This window comes from Patiriisocius marinistellae, from assembly GCF_009014635.1.
Lineage (GTDB): Bacteria > Bacteroidota > Bacteroidia > Flavobacteriales > Flavobacteriaceae > Patiriisocius > Patiriisocius marinistellae.
Map to the genome: position 1 here is coordinate 69,075 of NZ_BKCF01000007.1, position 15,645 is coordinate 84,719.

A 15,645-nucleotide genomic window follows, 5' to 3' on the forward strand; every position below is an offset into this window, starting at 1 on the left:
TCACCTGTATGATTTTCAAAATTAAAAATAATAGTAAAGAGTTGATTGCGTAATTGTTTAATAACCAAGTTAATTTTCAATATTATCTTAATTTTTATTATTGAGGTTTATTGTTCGTCGATAGGTCTTTATAGCTTCCATATTTTTTAGGAGGTGTGGGTTCACATTCTTTAATTTCAATGGTTGGATCAATGCTTAATTTTGCAAAACCCCTTTTGTTAGGTGCAATGCGAGTGCCTGATTTTAAAACAATTGATTCTTTAGCTTTAAAATCAACAGTAGCATCATCTCTAAACGTTTGATTTTGGAGTGTAATTGTATTTGGTGCGCTGCTTATAGTGAATTCAAAGCGGTAGAAATCTCTATTTTTAAAAGTCACATTTCCGAAGGGATTCTTAAGTTCATTAGCCATTTCCACAGCACGATATGTATTTAGTCTTCCAGCCCCGAGCATACCAACAAATATTTCATTACCATTTAAGTGCTCAATGGCATCGCTTGTTTGTTTTAAAATGGTTTCAACTTCATAGGCTGTTAAACAATAATTTACAGACCACATTAAGCCTATGGTGCCTGTTACATAAGGTGCTGCATTAGAGCTAGCGCCTCCATAAGGGTTTTCTTTTCCGCAAATATCAGCCCCTAACAAATAACCCTCTGCAGGAGCAAGCAGGTCAATAGCTTTATTTACTTGCATACCTTTTTCAGGGTCGTTTGGCGTAAGTGTTCCATCTTCCTCTATATAAAAATAGCCATTTCGTCTATCATTCATTCTTTTTGTCATGAGCCTCCCTTCTTTGTCTGGGAAAACTTCATCTGTTTCAAAGGTATTGCCTAAGTACGTGCCAGTTACCGAAATTACCCGATCGTACGAGGCAGGATATAAGGAATCGCCTATTTTTATACCATCTCTATTGCAATCCCTTCCATTTCCTGCACCAGCAACAATGATGATACCATCATCATAATATTCTTTAATTCTCTCGTTAATGTTTTGACTGTAATTCCCGCCCATTTTACACATAGCCCAACTTGTATTAATCACTTTTGCACCAGCGGCTACTAATTCTTCTATTTTTTCCATTGTTCCATAACTGTGTGCAATAACATCACATCCTGAACAAATTCCAGGCCTTCCATATGCGTTGTCCATACGCCCAATTGCTGTTCCAGCTATATTAGTTCCATGAGAACAGGATATACCTTTTTTTGAATTATTATATGATAAATAGTTGCTTACACGACCTTTTAAATCTGGGTCAAGTGAGTCGACTTTAGAGTCACTAATACCTACAATTACTTTTTTATTGCCTCGTGTAATACTCCAAGCATCTGCTGCTTGAATAAGATCCAAATCATAACTAGGATATTTGTTTCCTTTGTTTTCAACAGCACTTGTTGTGCCATAATCGTTGGGGTAGTAAGGGTTTTTTGCAGGGTAAAATTGGTCAATTCGTGTGTATTTATTGGGGAATTTGTTTTTTAATCTACTAAGGAGTTCTACATTGTCTGTCTCAATGGTGTGCACTGTTTTTAATAATTTTCGATCTGTATTAGGAAATGCTATTTTAAACTGAAATATATTGTACTTCTCATATATCGCTGTCTCATTTTTATCATTCTTATTTTTTATTGTAAAAGTTCCATCGCGTTTTTCTTTTACTATGAACGCTTCAGTATCTGCAATGTTTACATGAAAATAAAAATGCTCAACCTCTTCTTGTGAATGTGCAGTCACATTTCCGAAGAAGAAAAAAGGTGTAAAAATTAATACTAAATATTTCATTATTTTTTCTCGATTAGCGATTGAACTGCTTTTTTAAGAGCTTCAATTTCTTTTTGTTGCTCAATAGTATAGAGCGTTAATTCTTCTACTTTTTCTAATAATGCTAGGTTCATTTCTTTTAAGGATAATCCTTTTTCTTCAATTGTTGATGCGCTAGGAATGTTAGGTAAATGATGGTTTTTAGCGATGAATGATTCAAGTAAAGTTAAGCTCATCATTGTATAGTCTTTTTTTAAAGGAGACTCTCCGTCAAAATACATGTCAAAAACATAATCTGGAGCAACGGCTCCATTAAGGTCAACTAAAACTTCTTGAGTGTGAATTGTTCCTTTAACAGTCAATTTTTCGTCAGGATTTTGAGTGCCAATGCCTACCATTCCATTTTTTTCTGAGATGACATTAAATACGCTAGTATTAGTTTGAGCAATACAAGAGGTCATACTAATAATGAAGAGGACGAGTAAGGAGTTTTTCATGAAAATTTAGATTGAGATTATCGTTTAAAGTTACAGTAAATTTTATTAGTGGATGCTTTTTAGAAAACGAGTTAAAATTATATTAAATCTTATTTCTTATGATAAACCTATATAATTATATACAAACTTTGCCGTTAACTTTATTGACAACCTGAAATTTTCAAAGGACAAATTATAGTTCATAACCTGTGAATACTTCAAAGGATATTTATAAAACTCATGGAGTGAAACTTATATCTTTGACTTAGCATTTAAACCCAAACTAATGTTGAAAAACCTTATAGCCTTTAGCTTATTTTTAGCTCTTTCTACAACCACATTTGCACAACAAACAGCTTCTTTTACAAACGAACTGGTCGAATTTAACCAAGCAGTTGAGTTATATAATAACGACCAATATCTCGCAGCTCAAAGTCAGTTTTCAAAAGTAAAACAGACGACAGATAGTGAGAGCGTTGAAAGTGATTGTGCTTATTATATTGCTAATTGTGCTGTGCGTCTTAACCAACAAGATGCAGACCAGTTGATGACGTCTTTTGTTTCTAACTACCCTACGAGTGTAAAAAGAAATTCAGCTTACATTGATGTAGCAAATTACTACTTTGAAAATGGAAAATATTCGTACGCTCGTAAATGGTATGATAAGGTAGATACTTCAGGGTTAAGTGGTGGAGAAAGAGATCGTTTCAATTTTAATAATGGGTATGCATATTTCAAATCTAATGAGTTTACACAAGCAAAAAAGTATTTTAATCAAGTAAACACTTCGCAAAAATATGGCTCGCAGGCTAAATATTATTTAGGATATATTGCTTATGAAGGTGATGATTATGAAGAGGCAAATGAGCTTTTTGAAGAGGTTAAAGACGAAGAGCGTTATAGTAAAGACATGTCGTATTATCAGGCAGACATGAATTTTAAATTAGGCAAATTTGATAAAGCAATAGAACTAGGTGCTGCTCAATTTGACCGTTCTAGCCCAAAAGAGAAAAGCGAATTGTCAAAAATAATTGGAGAGAGTTATTTCAACCTTGGTCAATATGCTGAGGCAATTCCTTATTTAAAAGAATATAAAGGACAACGCGGTCGATGGAATAATACAGATTATTACCAATTAGGGTATGCGTATTACAAACAAGCAAAATATGCAGAAGCTGTTGGAGAGTTTAATAAAATAGTAGATGGTAATAATGCTGTATCTCAAAATGCATACTACCATTTAGCAGAGTCTTATTTAAAACTCGATCAAAAACAACAAGCTTTAAATGCCTTTAAAAATGCATCCGAAATGGATTTTAGCTCTGAAATCAAAGAAGATGCTTGGCTTAATTATGCAAAAATTAGCTACGAGATAGGGAATAGCTACCAGAGTGTGCCGCAGGTTTTATTATCATTCATTGAAGAATATCCAGATAATAAAAATAATACAGCACTTAAAGACTTATTAATAGACTCTTACATCACTTCGAAAAATTATAGCGAAGCAATGCAATTGTTAGAAAACAATAGCTCATTTGAAAATAAACTAGCGTATCAAAAAGTAGCGTTCTATCGTGGAATTGAAGTGTATAATGAAAGCAATTATCAAGAGGCAAAATCATTTTTTAAAAAATCTTTAAAAGAACCTCGCGACCCTAAATTTACAGCACGTGCAACTTATTGGAATGCTGAGAGTGATTTCCAATTGTCAAACTTTGAAGAAGCTGCATTAGGATATAAGCAATTTATGCAACTTCCTGGAGCGGTAGGAACTCAAGAATATATAAATAGCGGCTACAATCTGGGTTACAATTATTTTAAATTAAAAGACTACGATAAGGCTATTGAAAATTTTAAAAAATATACAACCTCTTCATCTGCTGATAAGGCTAGGAAAAAAGATGCCTTTTTACGATTAGGTGATAGTTATTTTGTAACCAGTAAATACTGGCCAGCAATGGAAAATTATAACAAATCAATTGAGTTGAGCAATAGCGATAATGACTATGCGGCATTTCAAAAAGCAATAAGTTATGGCTTTGTTGATAGAACAGAGGATAAAATTAAAGGGTTAGAAAGTTATGGAAATAGTTATCCAAAATCAATCTATAAAGATGATGCCCTGTATGAGTTAGCAAACACCTATTTAGCACAAAACCGAAATGCAGATGCCACTCGTACGTATCGTAAACTAGTAAAAGAGCAACCTAAAAGTAGTTACGTTTCAAAAGCATTATTGAAGCAGGCGCTTATTCTAGATAATGATGGAAAAAGTAACGAAGCACTTTCATTATTTAAAATGGTTGCTAGTGATTATCCCTCTACGCCAGAGGCCATGCAAGCAGTGGGCAGTGCAAAAATTATTTTTATAGATCAAGGTCGTGTGGATGATTATGCGACATGGGTAAACACTTTAGATTTTGTTGATATTGAAGATGCAGAGTTAGATGATGCAACATATCAAGCTGCTGAGCAACCTTATTTACAAAACGATGTATCGCAAGCAATTAAGCGTTTTGAAGCATATTTAGAGCAGTTCCCGTCAGGGCAACATGCTATGAAAGCACATTTTTATTTAGGTGAAATGCACTTCGGAAATGAGGACGGCGTTAAAGCAATTCCACATTTTAAATTTGTAGTAGACAAAGAGCGTAATGAATTTACTGAGCAGGCATTAGCGCGTATATCAGAAGTATACCTTGCCCAAAAAGACTATCAAAATGCGTTGTCATATTTAGCTCGTTTAGAAACCGAAGCAGATTTTCCACAAAATATAATCTTTGCTCAAACTAATAGTATGAAAGCAAGCTACGAGTTAAAGAACTACACACAAGCGGTTGCTTATGCAGATAAGGTGTTACAAAATAGTAAGATTGATAATAGTATAAAAAGTGATGCTCAAATCATTATAGCACGTTCAGCTATTAAAACAGATAATGAAGCTAAAGCAAAAACAGCCTATGCCGAAGTAGCTAAAATTGCAACAGGACAGCTTGCCGCCGAAGCACTTTATTATGAAGCTTATTTTAAAAATAAAGACGGAAAATTTGAATCTTCTAATCAGTCGGTTCAAAAACTAGCAAAGGATTATTCCGGATATAAATTGTTTGGAGCAAAAGGACTATTGATTATGGCTAAGAACTTTTATGGATTAGGTGATGCATACCAAGCTACGTACATTTTAGATAGTGTAATTACTAATTTTGCTGATTTTCCAGAAGTAGTTGCTGAGGCACAAAAGGAACTTGCAACAATTAAAACAGCAGAGTCTAAAACAAATTCTTCGGTTGAAGCACCAGAGAAAAATTAAACAAAATTGTTTGCACCCCACATATTTCCGAAGTAAAACAACAAAAAGCAACCTAAATAATACCATTGTATGACAAGTACAACTTTTATAATAAAATCAATTTTTAAAAGCTTAAATAATCAAAATGTATTGTTATTGATTATAGCATTCATTTGTACGTTTCCTATTATAGCGCAAGAAGATGATGATCCGCTAGGGACTGAAGTGGTTAATATTGTTAAGCCATACACGCCTACAATTAGTGATGCATTTAAGATTAAAGAAACACCAGTTTTAAATGACTCCATAAGTGAACAAAAAAAACAAGTAGAGTACAGTATTTTCTCAGTGCCTGTGGCTTCAACATTTACACCGTCAAAAGGAAAAGCGCAAACAGTTGAAAAAGCAAAGAAGATAAAATTGTTTGATAATTATGCAACGTTAGGTTTTGGAAACTACACTACTGTTTTAGGCGAATTATATAGTAATTTTCAATTGAGCCGTACAGATAATGTAGGAGTCTTTTTTAGTCATAACAGCGCAATGGGAGATATTGATGATGTAAAAGCCTCAACAGATTTTTTTGACACGCAATTAGATTTAAGCTATAGTAGCCGCCAGCGAGATGCCTCTTATGGATTAGATGTGGGAGTAGAGCATCAATCATATAACTGGTATGGTATAAATGATGCTTTCAATTTTCAACCAGATGCTTTTTTTGATGATACAGATTTTGTTCAAAACTATTTTAGCGGTTACATAGGTGGAACTATTGATGTTGAAAATTCGTTTTTTGATAAGGCAACTGCAAAACTTAGATACTTGAGCGATAGTTATGAGTCATCTGAAATTAATTTTACCGCCATGCCAGAGTTTGCATTCCCCGTAGCAGACAATAAGTTTAAAATAGGAATAGATTTAGATTATTTAAGCGGCAGTTTCTATGAAGGGTTGTTTGACTCAGAAACACAGAATTATAGTCAGTTTAACGCGGGGATTCTTCCATCAATTGATATTATTACAGATGATTTATCGCTATCACTTGGCGCAAAAGTTTATGTGGGGATGGATACAGAGAATAGCGAGACAGATTTTTATGTGTACCCTAATGTTTTAGCTTCCTATAGTGTTGTTGATGAGTTGGTAATTGCATATGCTGGGATTGAAGGAGGTTTAACACAAAATACTTTTTATGATTTTAAAGAAGTTAATCCATTTATATCTCCCACGCTAAATATTGCTCCCACGAGCAAAAACTATGATGCATTTTTGGGGTTAAAAGGAAAGTTGTCAAGCGCCATTGCTTATAATGTGCGAGGGAGTTACAGTAATGAAAATGACAAAAGCTTGTTTAAGGCAAACTCATATACACCATCGCCATTAGACACTGAAGGCTATAAATATGGAAATTCTTTTAATGTTATTTATGATGATATAAACACATTAAGTTTTTTTGGGGAATTAAAGGCCGAAATTTCTCCCAATTTCAATATAGGTGTTAATGGAACTTTTAATAGTTATAACACAGATAACCAACAAGAAGCTTGGAACCTCCCATCATTACAAGCAACAGTATTTAGTACATTTAATATTACAGAAGCATTGTACGGAGGTGTTTCATTGTTTTATGTAGGAGAACGTAAAGATTTTGATGATAATTTATTGATTGATAATATTGTTGCTGATAGCGGCGTAGTAACTCTAGATGGGTATGTGGATGCTAATGTGCATGTAGGATATCGCTTGAGTGAGCGCTTATCAATCTTTATGAAAGGTAGTAATTTAATAGGTGGAAACTATGAAAAGTGGTACAATTACCCCGTTCAAGGAATTCAAGTATTAGGTGGTGCAACATATAAATTTGATTGGTAATAAGATCATAAATTTAGATTGGTAATCTATATAATGCTTCTTTCAGATTTCGATTTCTGGAGGGAGCATTTTTTATTTTCTCTCTTCGGAAATTTGCTTCGATGTATTCCTTATTTTTACCAAAACTGAAAACTAAAATTTATGAAGCCTTTATACCTTCTACTTTCAATCTTACTATTTGTAAACTGCGCCCCTGATAAAATTGATGCAGATTTATTAGTTAAAAATGCAAATATCTACACAGTTAATGAGTCCTTTGATACTGCAAATTCATTTGTTGTAAAAGATGGAAAAATATTAGAAATAGGTATTAAGCCAGAACTGGAACTTAAATACAGCGTTACCGAAACGTTTGATGCAGGTGGAAAAACAATTGTCCCAGGACTTATTGATGCGCACGCACATTTATATAATTTAGGGAGGTCTATGCAACGTGTAAATCTAGTAGGTACTACCAGTTATAAAGACGTCTTAGAAAGGGTTGTCACATTTCAGAAAGAAAAAGAAACAGATTTTATTTTAGGTAGAGGTTGGGACCAAAACGATTGGCCAATTAAAGAGTTTCCTACAAATATTGAATTAGATTCATTGTTTCCTAATACACCAGTAGCATTAACTCGTATTGACGGTCATGCAATGGTAGCAAACTCAAAAGCATTAGCACTTGCAGGTATTACTAAAAAAACTAAAGTTCCCGGTGGAGAGGTTGAGGTTTTTGACGGAAAATTAACAGGATTGCTTATTGATACTCCTATGGAGTTAGTAAGAAAAGTAGTTCCTAAGCCTAGCATTGAGATGATTGAAAGTGCACTAACTCAAGCTGAGGAGGTTTGCCTTTCCTATGGCTTAACAACACTAGATGACGCTGGTCTTTCTATTGAGGTCATAAATGCTATTGATGCTCTCCAAAAAAACGGAAAACTTGATTTAAGAGTATATGCTATGGTAAGCAACACTCCTGAGGACTTAAATCATTTTCTACCCAATGGGATTATTAAAACAGATAGGCTAAATGTACGCTCTGTTAAGGTATATGCAGATGGAGCATTAGGCTCTCGTGGTGCTGCAATGCGTGAAAGTTATAGTGATGTTGAAAATCATTTTGGTGCGATGATTACACCAGCAGCACAATTGGACTCTCTAGCTTCGGCTATTGCGGCAGCAGGTTATCAAATGAATACGCATGCCATAGGAGACTCTGCAAATGTAGCTGTTCTTAGAGCTTATAAAAAAGCACTTGAAGGAAAAGAAGATGCTCGCTGGAGAGTAGAGCATGCACAAATTGTAACACCTATTGACTTTAAAGATTTTTCTAAAAACATCATCCCATCAATACAACCCACTCACGCTACCAGCGATATGTATTGGGCAGAAGATAGAGTAGGTGCAGAACGCATTAAAGGTGCCTATGCATATAAAACATTATTAAATAATGCAGGGATTGTAGCTTTAGGAACAGATTTTCCAGTAGAACAAGTAAACCCAATGCTTACGTTTTATGCGGCAGTAGCAAGAAAAGATTTAGATAATTATCCTGATGATGGTTTTAGAAAAGAAGACGCTTTGAGTCGTGAAGAAGCATTAAGAGGAATGACTATTTGGGCAGCCTACGCAAACTTTGAAGAAAATGAAAAAGGGAGTATTGAAAAAGGCAAGTTTGCAGATTTTACAGTGCTTGATCGAAACATAATGGAAATACCAGAAGATAGTATCCCTAAAACGATGACGATAGCAACTTTTATAAATGGAAAAAAAGTGTTTACTCGAAATTAAACTTTACTGATCCCTAAAATCTTCTTCACGGAGAAAAATATCAAATTGAGTAGCAGAAGTAGTGTTTGTTTCAGGAATAATTACTTCTGCTATTTGATAGTCACCAGTCAACGTATCTCTTCGAGTAAACCGAATTAATTCGGAAGTGTTTTTGTCAGTATATATGCTTCTAGAGTAATCAACATCTACAAATTTTAATTTATTCAACTCGCCAAGTCCAGTATATTCTGGACGCATTCTTATTGGTGTATATTGAACATCAGTATCAAGTTTTACTGTGAGGTTCATTGGATAAAGGTGTAATAGCCTAAAATCAAATTGTAAATCTTCACCTAATTCATCAAACTCTATAGAACTTGACTCTATGGCATAAATTGAATCGTTAGTAATTGCTGTAATATAATATGTATCGCCCAATCCACTATTTGTGAAAGTAACATCATAATTACCATTAGAGTCTGTTGTGGTAGAATCTATAAATTGAATGAAATCTTCTTGATTACCTGGAGCTATGTTGGGAACATCATTATATTCTGCTATTCTTATTTTTAGATTAGTAACAGGTATATTGTTATTAGTATCTAAAACACTTCCGTATAATCTTGTTTCAATACCACCTTCGTCTGTTGTATCTTTAAAACAACTTGATAATAAAGAGGACAAGAAGAAAACTAGTATGATTTTAAAATATAGGGTGTTCATATTTTATTTTTTTAATAATATTATCTACTACCTTTTGCTTGTAAGTCTGCTAGGCATAATTCTATATCAAATTCTGGAACATTAGCGCGTTGTCTTAGCATATTTACCATGCGTGTTACGTGTGATCTAGTGATGTTTGATGCTTCAAAAAACATCAAGCAATCTTCAATAACACAATGTTTTGGGTGGTCTAAATCTTCGTGTTCTCCATCAATATGGATATCGTCATCTTGTATGTTGACAAGACCTAAAATATGACCAAATTCATGATGTAACGTTGTTGATTCTAGCAGGGGTAAAACCTCAGGGTCATCAGCAGTAATATTAACTAGCGTATTTTGATATACTACAACACTCGTATTTTGATATGCTGTTCCAAGTGTTACTGTAGTGTCTGTGTCATTTTCAGAACTCCCATTTGAGAAAAAAACATACATTGCTATATCATCACCCACTGTGTATTGTGTGCGAATATTAGTTTCAATATCTCTAATTTCTTGAATAGTAAAGGGTGCTCCTGACTGATTGGGAACTACAGTTTCAATAAAATTAACTCCATCACTTTTATTAACACGCGCAATAATAAAATCTTTAAAACGATCAAGAGCTTCTTGGGAAGGCTTTTGATTGTTAGTATAAGCAAGTTCAACCGTTAAACTTTTAAAAGTTGCATTTGATAGAATATCTTCGGCTGAGGTACCTAGGGCTTTTAAATTTTGAGCTCTTGGGTCTTCTACGGCATCATTATTGTCATCGTCTTTGCAAGCAGTAAAAGCTACTGTTACAAAAAAGAGGATAGAGAATGTTAATTTAAATCCTTTCATTGTATAAATTTGTATTTTAGCAAACATAACTTTTTCAACGCATTATGAACGTACGGTATTTATTTTTAACGGTTTTTTTAACCATTTGTTTTTCAGCAACAGCACAAAAAAACGATTTTCAGCAAGAAGTAATCAACTACTTAACTACTAATGGTACGGTAAAACAGTATGAAAGCGTATTTGATGATATGTTTGTTGTAATTAAACAACAATTTTCTGGTGCAAACATACCAGAGACTGAATGGGCAAATTTGAAAAACTCAAAATCTAAAGATGTAGATATGGCTATACGTATGTTTGCGTCTGCATATAGAAAGCACTTTACACAAGATCAAATTATAGCTATGAATAACTTTTTTGGAACTCCTGCTGGAGTGCAAATGCGTATCAATCCTGAGGCTTTAAACGCAGACCAGCGTAAAGAAGTGAAAGCTTTTTATGATAGTGAAGCGGGACAAAATTTAAATAGTGTGAGCGGAGAGTTAACTACAGATGTTTCTCAAATTAGCGAATACTGGAGTAGAGACTTGTTTAATGAAAAAATGAATGCACTTATTGCAAAGGGCTATTCGCCGCAATAGTAAGTCTAGCCAAATAATCAAAATGCTCCCCGTGAGCAATGATTTCAAAATCAAAACCGTTGCTAGTAGCAGCGGTTTCAAATAAATTTGCATCAAGGTAGAGCCAGTCAAATGGCTCACCTTTTTCTTTTTTATAAGACATTGTAAATGTCAATTCACCATAATACCTATCTGATGGAACCCAAATTCCACCATCTTCACCTTCATCAAACATATACTTAATATCACTAGTGTCAATTAAAATTTGACCACCGTCATTTAGTAACGTCCTTAAATGTTGTAAATATTTTGACACATTGCTGAGTTGGCTAAATATACCAGTCCCATTCATTATTAGTAAAATAGTGTCAAAAGTCTCGTCATTTAGATTAAGTAATTCAATATGTTTTGTACGCTCAACACCTCTCTGTTTTGCTACTTCTATAGCACCTTCGGAAATGTCAATTGCCAAAACATCCAGTCCTTGATTTTGAAGATACAACGAATGATTTCCGGCGCCGCAGCCTACATCAAGTGTGCTACCTTTAGATAACCTTAGTGCTTGCTGTTCTAATGCTGGCATCTCTTTAAAATCTCTAAATAGGTATGAAAGAGGCATCTCATCTTCTTCACTAATATTAGTTTCAGTGATAATGTCTTCGGTGTGGTTTCCTTGGAAATAATCTAATAGCGCCTTGCCTAGTATATCTTTCATTGTTAAAATTTCAGAAAAAATAAACCCTTGATTGATTTTTGAAGCTTTACTTTTGCGTCATGGAAGAAACGTTACGGGAACTCCCTAAAAAAGCCAAAGATAAACATAACGAGCACAAAAAGTATTTTGCAAAGCTCAAGAAAAAACCACCCAAAAATCTAGATAAGATTATGGTGGAATTACACGATGCTGAGTTTGAAAAGACAGATTGTTTAGCATGTGCTAACTGTTGTAAAACAACGAGCCCAATATTTACAACAAAAGATATTAATCGTATTGCCAAGCATTTTCGTATTAAAGAGCAACGTTTTATTGAGACCTACCTTAGTGTTGATGAGGACAATTTTCACGTATTGAAGTCTGCTCCGTGTACTTTTTTAGCAGATGATAATTCCTGCTCCATTTATGATGTACGACCCAAAGCATGCGCCGAATACCCACACACTGACCGTAGAGATTTTCATAAAATTAGTGAGATTACTTTAAAAAATACAGCCATTTGCCCTGCAACATTTAATATTGTAGAGGCGATGAAAAAAGCCGTTGATGTGGGAAAAAATCCAAGAGGTGAGAAACACAGATTTAATGGGGGAAGGCATTAAGTTCAAAATCGAATTTAATATAAAAGATTTTTTTATTGAATACTATCGTAGATAGTTCTAATAATTATTAATAAAAGAAAAATAATTAGAAGTGAAATAAGCAAAACTCCAAAAGCACTCCAAGATATTAAAGCGCCTGCTGTATAGTAGCTGCCATCATATTTTTCTTCTAAGATAATGTGTACTTTTTTTTGTTTCGGAATTTAATCCATAAATAAAACCATCCAATTGGATAGTAGATAAAACTAGAAAATAACAGCATAAGTTTTTTTAAAAGACTAATCGTACATTAAATACTGCTGTCGCATCGCATCAAATTCCTTTAGTCCTGATGCCCAAGTTGCTCTAATTTCTTCAGCAGATAATCCTTGTTCAATTTGCTGTTGTAGTTTTTTTGTTCCTGCTAGTGTGGTAAAATAGGGAATAAAAAAGTCTTTTTTCTTGCCGTGGGCTTCGTAGGCCTCAATGAGCCATTCTAGGTTGATTTTATTGAGTTTTGGATGATTTGTTAAATCTTTTCCTTGGCAAAGTTCTCCTTTAAATTTTGGGTATTTAGCACCTTCGTTTGCTTGCGGTGTAAATTGAAAATCATACAATGTAGATGGCAGACTTGGTGCGCCAAAGATTTGAAATTGTTGTTCCGTTCCTCTTCCCGCACTTACAATAGTGCCTTCAAAAAAGCAAAGGCTAGGGTAGAGGTTGATAGAAATGTCGTTAGGTAAATTGGGGGAAGGTTTAATAGGTAATGAATAAGGCATATTACGCTCGTAGTTTTCCATTTCGATAACCGTGAGATCGCATTTTATGTTGTTTTCTAACCATCCTTCGCCATTAATCATTTTTGCGTATTCGCCAATGGTCATTCCGTGGACTACGGGAATGGGGTGCATACCCACAAAACCAGCGTGCTCTTTTTCAAGAATGGGGCCGTCAATGTAATAGCCATTTGGGTTAGGTCTGTCTAAAACGATTACTGGAATTCCAGCTTCAGCGCAGGCTTCCATCACATAATGTAGTGTAGAAATATAGGTGTAAAAACGAGCACCCACATCTTGAATATCAAATACCATCACATCGATACCTGCGAGTTGCTCAGGCGATGGCTTTTTACTTTTACCATAAATAGAAATGATTGGGATACCTGTTTTAACATCAACTCCATCTTTAAGTAATTCTCCAGCATCTGCTTTTCCTCTAAAACCATGTTCTGGTGCGTAGACTTTTTTTACTGAAATTTTAGCCGAAACCAAATAATCTACAAGGTGTGTATTGTTATTAGTAGTATGATCTGCCGGATTGTAAATTCCCGAATTAATTTCTTTTTCAAAAATATTTGTTACCGAAGTTTGATTAGCAACAACACCCACTTTTTTATTTTTTAGCATTGGTAAATAAACGTTATATCTATTAGCGCCAAGTACTATATCTTTGTTTTTTTCTCTCTCATCTTTATCATTAAAATCATCAATTTCTGTTTCTTGAATTTCTAGTGTAGCATTTAAAGCACTCCCATCACCTGTCACCCGTCTTCCGTCATCTTTAACGTTTCCACACGAAAACAATCCTAAAATCGTTATAAATACTATATTTTTGAGAACTATTAAACCCATTTGTTACTTGTGAATTTCGAATTATTTATCGCCCGCCGCGTTGTTGCTTCTAAGGATTATAAAAGTAGCATTTCGGCACCAATAATAAAAATTGCTATCGTAGCAATTGCGCTTGGTATGGTGATGATGTTAATTTCGATTGCAACGGGTGTGGGGCTTCAAAAAAAGATTAGGGAAAAGGTTTCGGCATTCAATGGTGATATTATTATTACAAACTTTGATACTAATTTTTCTGACGATTCACAGATTCCGGTTTCTAAAACGCAGGAATTTTACCCCAATTTTAATATTTCCGATAGGGTAACACACATACAAGCCACCGCGACAAAAGGCGCTGTCATTAGAACCGAAACAGATTTTGAAGGCATCATTGTCAAAGGTGTAGGCGAAGATTACAATTGGCAATACTTCGAGGATTTTTTGACCAAAGGCACGCTACCTAATTTTAAGACAGATAGTGAAAGTAATGAGGTATTGTTGTCAACATATTTAGCAAACAGGCTACAATTAAATGTGGGTGATAAGGTGTTGACGTATTTTTTTGATGAGCAAAGTTCAAAACCACCACGTACACGAGCATTTGCTATTTCAGGATTGTACAATAGTGGATTTCAAGAATTTGACGCGCAATTTATGGTTGCAGATATTAGACACATACAGCGATTAAATAAATGGGATGAAAATGAAGTGGGCGCTTTTGAGCTGTTTGTAGATGATTTTGATTCTGTAAGAGAAATAGGAAATACGGTGTATGATGGTGTGGGAAGTACACTAGATACACAAACAATTCGCGAAAAATTCTATTCAATTTTTGAGTGGTTAGATTTGTTTGATTTTAATATCGCACTCATTATTGTGTTGATGATTGTGGTTGCGGGATTCAATATGATTACTGCTTTGTTAGTCCTTATTTTAGAGCGTACACAAATGATTGGCGTCTTAAAAGCACTAGGAAGTGACAATTGGAGCGTACGTAAAATTTTTATTTATAATGCCATGTACTTGGTGAGTGTAGGTTTGTTTTGGGGTAATTTAATTGGGATAGGGTTGTTGTTATTGCAGCATAATTTCAATTTATTTCCGTTAAATCCAGATACTTATTATGTTGACCAAGCACCCGTGTATCTTGCGTGGGATTATATTTTGGCGCTCAATATTGGGACATTTATTTTATGTTTTTTGATTTTGCTGATACCCTCTTATATCATTTCAAAAATTAGTCCGGTACGAGCAATTAGGTTTGAGTAGTTGGGCAATATAGATTTTCTTTTCTTTTCTTCGGAAATATTAATTGTGTAGTTTTTGCCATTGTTTTAAACTTCATTTTAATAAATAGTTTAATGACACATTGCATTGCTATTGGGAAGCAAAATTTTAATGATATATAATTATTTTAATGTTATAAATTTCCGAAGACAACAATCTAACTTGTAAGCATCAATTAATAGTCGTTTGTA

The 15,645-nt window shown here is 34.2% G+C and carries 12 protein-coding genes; 6 read left to right on the top strand and 6 right to left on the bottom strand.

Features of this window, described 5'->3' with window-relative positions; translation table 11 throughout:
* Positions 1-97 precede the first annotated feature (97 nt).
* Positions 98-1,786, bottom strand: coding sequence for a S8 family peptidase (locus GB234_RS14150; RefSeq protein ID WP_151895241.1), 1,689 nt, complete (start codon positions 1,784-1,786; stop codon positions 98-100).
* On the bottom strand, positions 1,786-2,262 hold the full coding sequence (locus GB234_RS14155) for a tail fiber protein (RefSeq protein WP_151895242.1): 477 nt from the start codon (positions 2,260-2,262) through the stop codon (positions 1,786-1,788). The genes GB234_RS14150 and GB234_RS14155 overlap by 1 nt, the downstream gene beginning before the upstream one ends.
* A 265-nt stretch (positions 2,263-2,527) precedes the next feature.
* Here GB234_RS14155 and GB234_RS14160 point away from each other — a divergent pair, with 265 nt between their 5' ends.
* The 3 genes from GB234_RS14160 (at position 2,528) to GB234_RS14170 (ending at position 9,175) form a co-directional block, all read left to right on the top strand.
* A complete protein-coding gene (locus tag GB234_RS14160; protein WP_151895243.1) occupies positions 2,528-5,551 on the top strand; it encodes a tetratricopeptide repeat protein in 3,024 nt (1,007 codons plus the stop codon).
* A gap of 69 nt (positions 5,552-5,620) precedes the next feature.
* Positions 5,621-7,402, top strand: a complete 1,782-nt coding sequence (locus GB234_RS14165; protein ID WP_235906153.1) for a TonB-dependent receptor — start codon at positions 5,621-5,623, stop codon at positions 7,400-7,402.
* Between the two features lie 141 nt (positions 7,403-7,543).
* Positions 7,544-9,175, top strand: a complete 1,632-nt coding sequence (locus GB234_RS14170; protein WP_151895244.1) for an amidohydrolase — start codon at positions 7,544-7,546, stop codon at positions 9,173-9,175.
* Positions 9,176-9,178: 3 nt separating this feature from the next.
* Here the strand turns inward: GB234_RS14170 and GB234_RS14175 are convergent, their stop codons facing one another.
* The gene (locus GB234_RS14175) at positions 9,179-9,877 is read right to left on the bottom strand and encodes a hypothetical protein (protein ID WP_151895245.1); all 699 of its coding nucleotides are present in this window, start codon (positions 9,875-9,877) and stop codon (positions 9,179-9,181) included.
* A 20-nt stretch (positions 9,878-9,897) separates the two neighbouring features.
* Positions 9,898-10,701 (bottom strand): zinc-binding metallopeptidase, encoded by an 804-nt coding sequence (locus tag GB234_RS14180; RefSeq protein ID WP_151895246.1) that lies wholly within the window; start codon positions 10,699-10,701, stop codon positions 9,898-9,900.
* A 44-nt stretch (positions 10,702-10,745) separates the two neighbouring features.
* Between GB234_RS14180 and GB234_RS14185 the strand changes: the two genes are divergently transcribed.
* Positions 10,746-11,282: a DUF2059 domain-containing protein gene (locus tag GB234_RS14185; protein ID WP_151895247.1), complete on the top strand. Its 537-nt coding sequence runs from the start codon at positions 10,746-10,748 to the stop codon at positions 11,280-11,282.
* On the opposite strand, the gene GB234_RS14190 is transcribed toward GB234_RS14185, so the two are convergent.
* Positions 11,254-11,976: a class I SAM-dependent methyltransferase gene (locus GB234_RS14190; RefSeq protein WP_151895248.1), complete on the bottom strand. Its 723-nt coding sequence runs from the start codon at positions 11,974-11,976 to the stop codon at positions 11,254-11,256. The two genes, GB234_RS14185 and GB234_RS14190, sit on opposite strands and share 29 nt — an antisense overlap.
* A 59-nt stretch (positions 11,977-12,035) precedes the next feature.
* Between GB234_RS14190 and GB234_RS14195 the strand changes: the two genes are divergently transcribed.
* Positions 12,036-12,578, top strand: a complete 543-nt coding sequence (locus GB234_RS14195) for a YkgJ family cysteine cluster protein (RefSeq protein ID WP_151895249.1) — start codon at positions 12,036-12,038, stop codon at positions 12,576-12,578.
* 278 nt (positions 12,579-12,856) lie between these two features.
* On the opposite strand, the gene GB234_RS14200 is transcribed toward GB234_RS14195, so the two are convergent.
* Positions 12,857-14,188: an exo-beta-N-acetylmuramidase NamZ family protein gene (locus tag GB234_RS14200; RefSeq protein WP_151895250.1), complete on the bottom strand. Its 1,332-nt coding sequence runs from the start codon at positions 14,186-14,188 to the stop codon at positions 12,857-12,859.
* Between the two features lie 9 nt (positions 14,189-14,197).
* On the opposite strand from GB234_RS14200, the gene GB234_RS14205 reads away from it, so the two are divergent.
* Positions 14,198-15,436: an ABC transporter permease gene (locus GB234_RS14205; protein ID WP_151895251.1), complete on the top strand. Its 1,239-nt coding sequence runs from the start codon at positions 14,198-14,200 to the stop codon at positions 15,434-15,436.
* Positions 15,437-15,645: the final 209 nt, after the last annotated feature.

Coding starts and splice junctions, on each gene's coding strand:
- GB234_RS14165 (WP_235906153.1), top strand. CDS start 5,621: ATGACAAGTACAACTTTTATAATAAAATCAATTTTTAAAAGCTTAAAT.
- GB234_RS14185 (WP_151895247.1), top strand. CDS start 10,746: ATGAACGTACGGTATTTATTTTTAACGGTTTTTTTAACCATTTGTTTT.
- GB234_RS14155 (WP_151895242.1), bottom strand. CDS start 2,262: ATGAAAAACTCCTTACTCGTCCTCTTCATTATTAGTATGACCTCTTGT.
- GB234_RS14200 (WP_151895250.1), bottom strand. CDS start 14,188: ATGGGTTTAATAGTTCTCAAAAATATAGTATTTATAACGATTTTAGGA.
- GB234_RS14190 (WP_151895248.1), bottom strand. CDS start 11,976: ATGAAAGATATACTAGGCAAGGCGCTATTAGATTATTTCCAAGGAAAC.
- GB234_RS14180 (WP_151895246.1), bottom strand. CDS start 10,701: ATGAAAGGATTTAAATTAACATTCTCTATCCTCTTTTTTGTAACAGTA.
- GB234_RS14195 (WP_151895249.1), top strand. CDS start 12,036: ATGGAAGAAACGTTACGGGAACTCCCTAAAAAAGCCAAAGATAAACAT.
- GB234_RS14150 (WP_151895241.1), bottom strand. CDS start 1,786: ATGAAATATTTAGTATTAATTTTTACACCTTTTTTCTTCTTCGGAAAT.
- GB234_RS14175 (WP_151895245.1), bottom strand. CDS start 9,877: ATGAACACCCTATATTTTAAAATCATACTAGTTTTCTTCTTGTCCTCT.
- GB234_RS14160 (WP_151895243.1), top strand. CDS start 2,528: ATGTTGAAAAACCTTATAGCCTTTAGCTTATTTTTAGCTCTTTCTACA.
- GB234_RS14170 (WP_151895244.1), top strand. CDS start 7,544: ATGAAGCCTTTATACCTTCTACTTTCAATCTTACTATTTGTAAACTGC.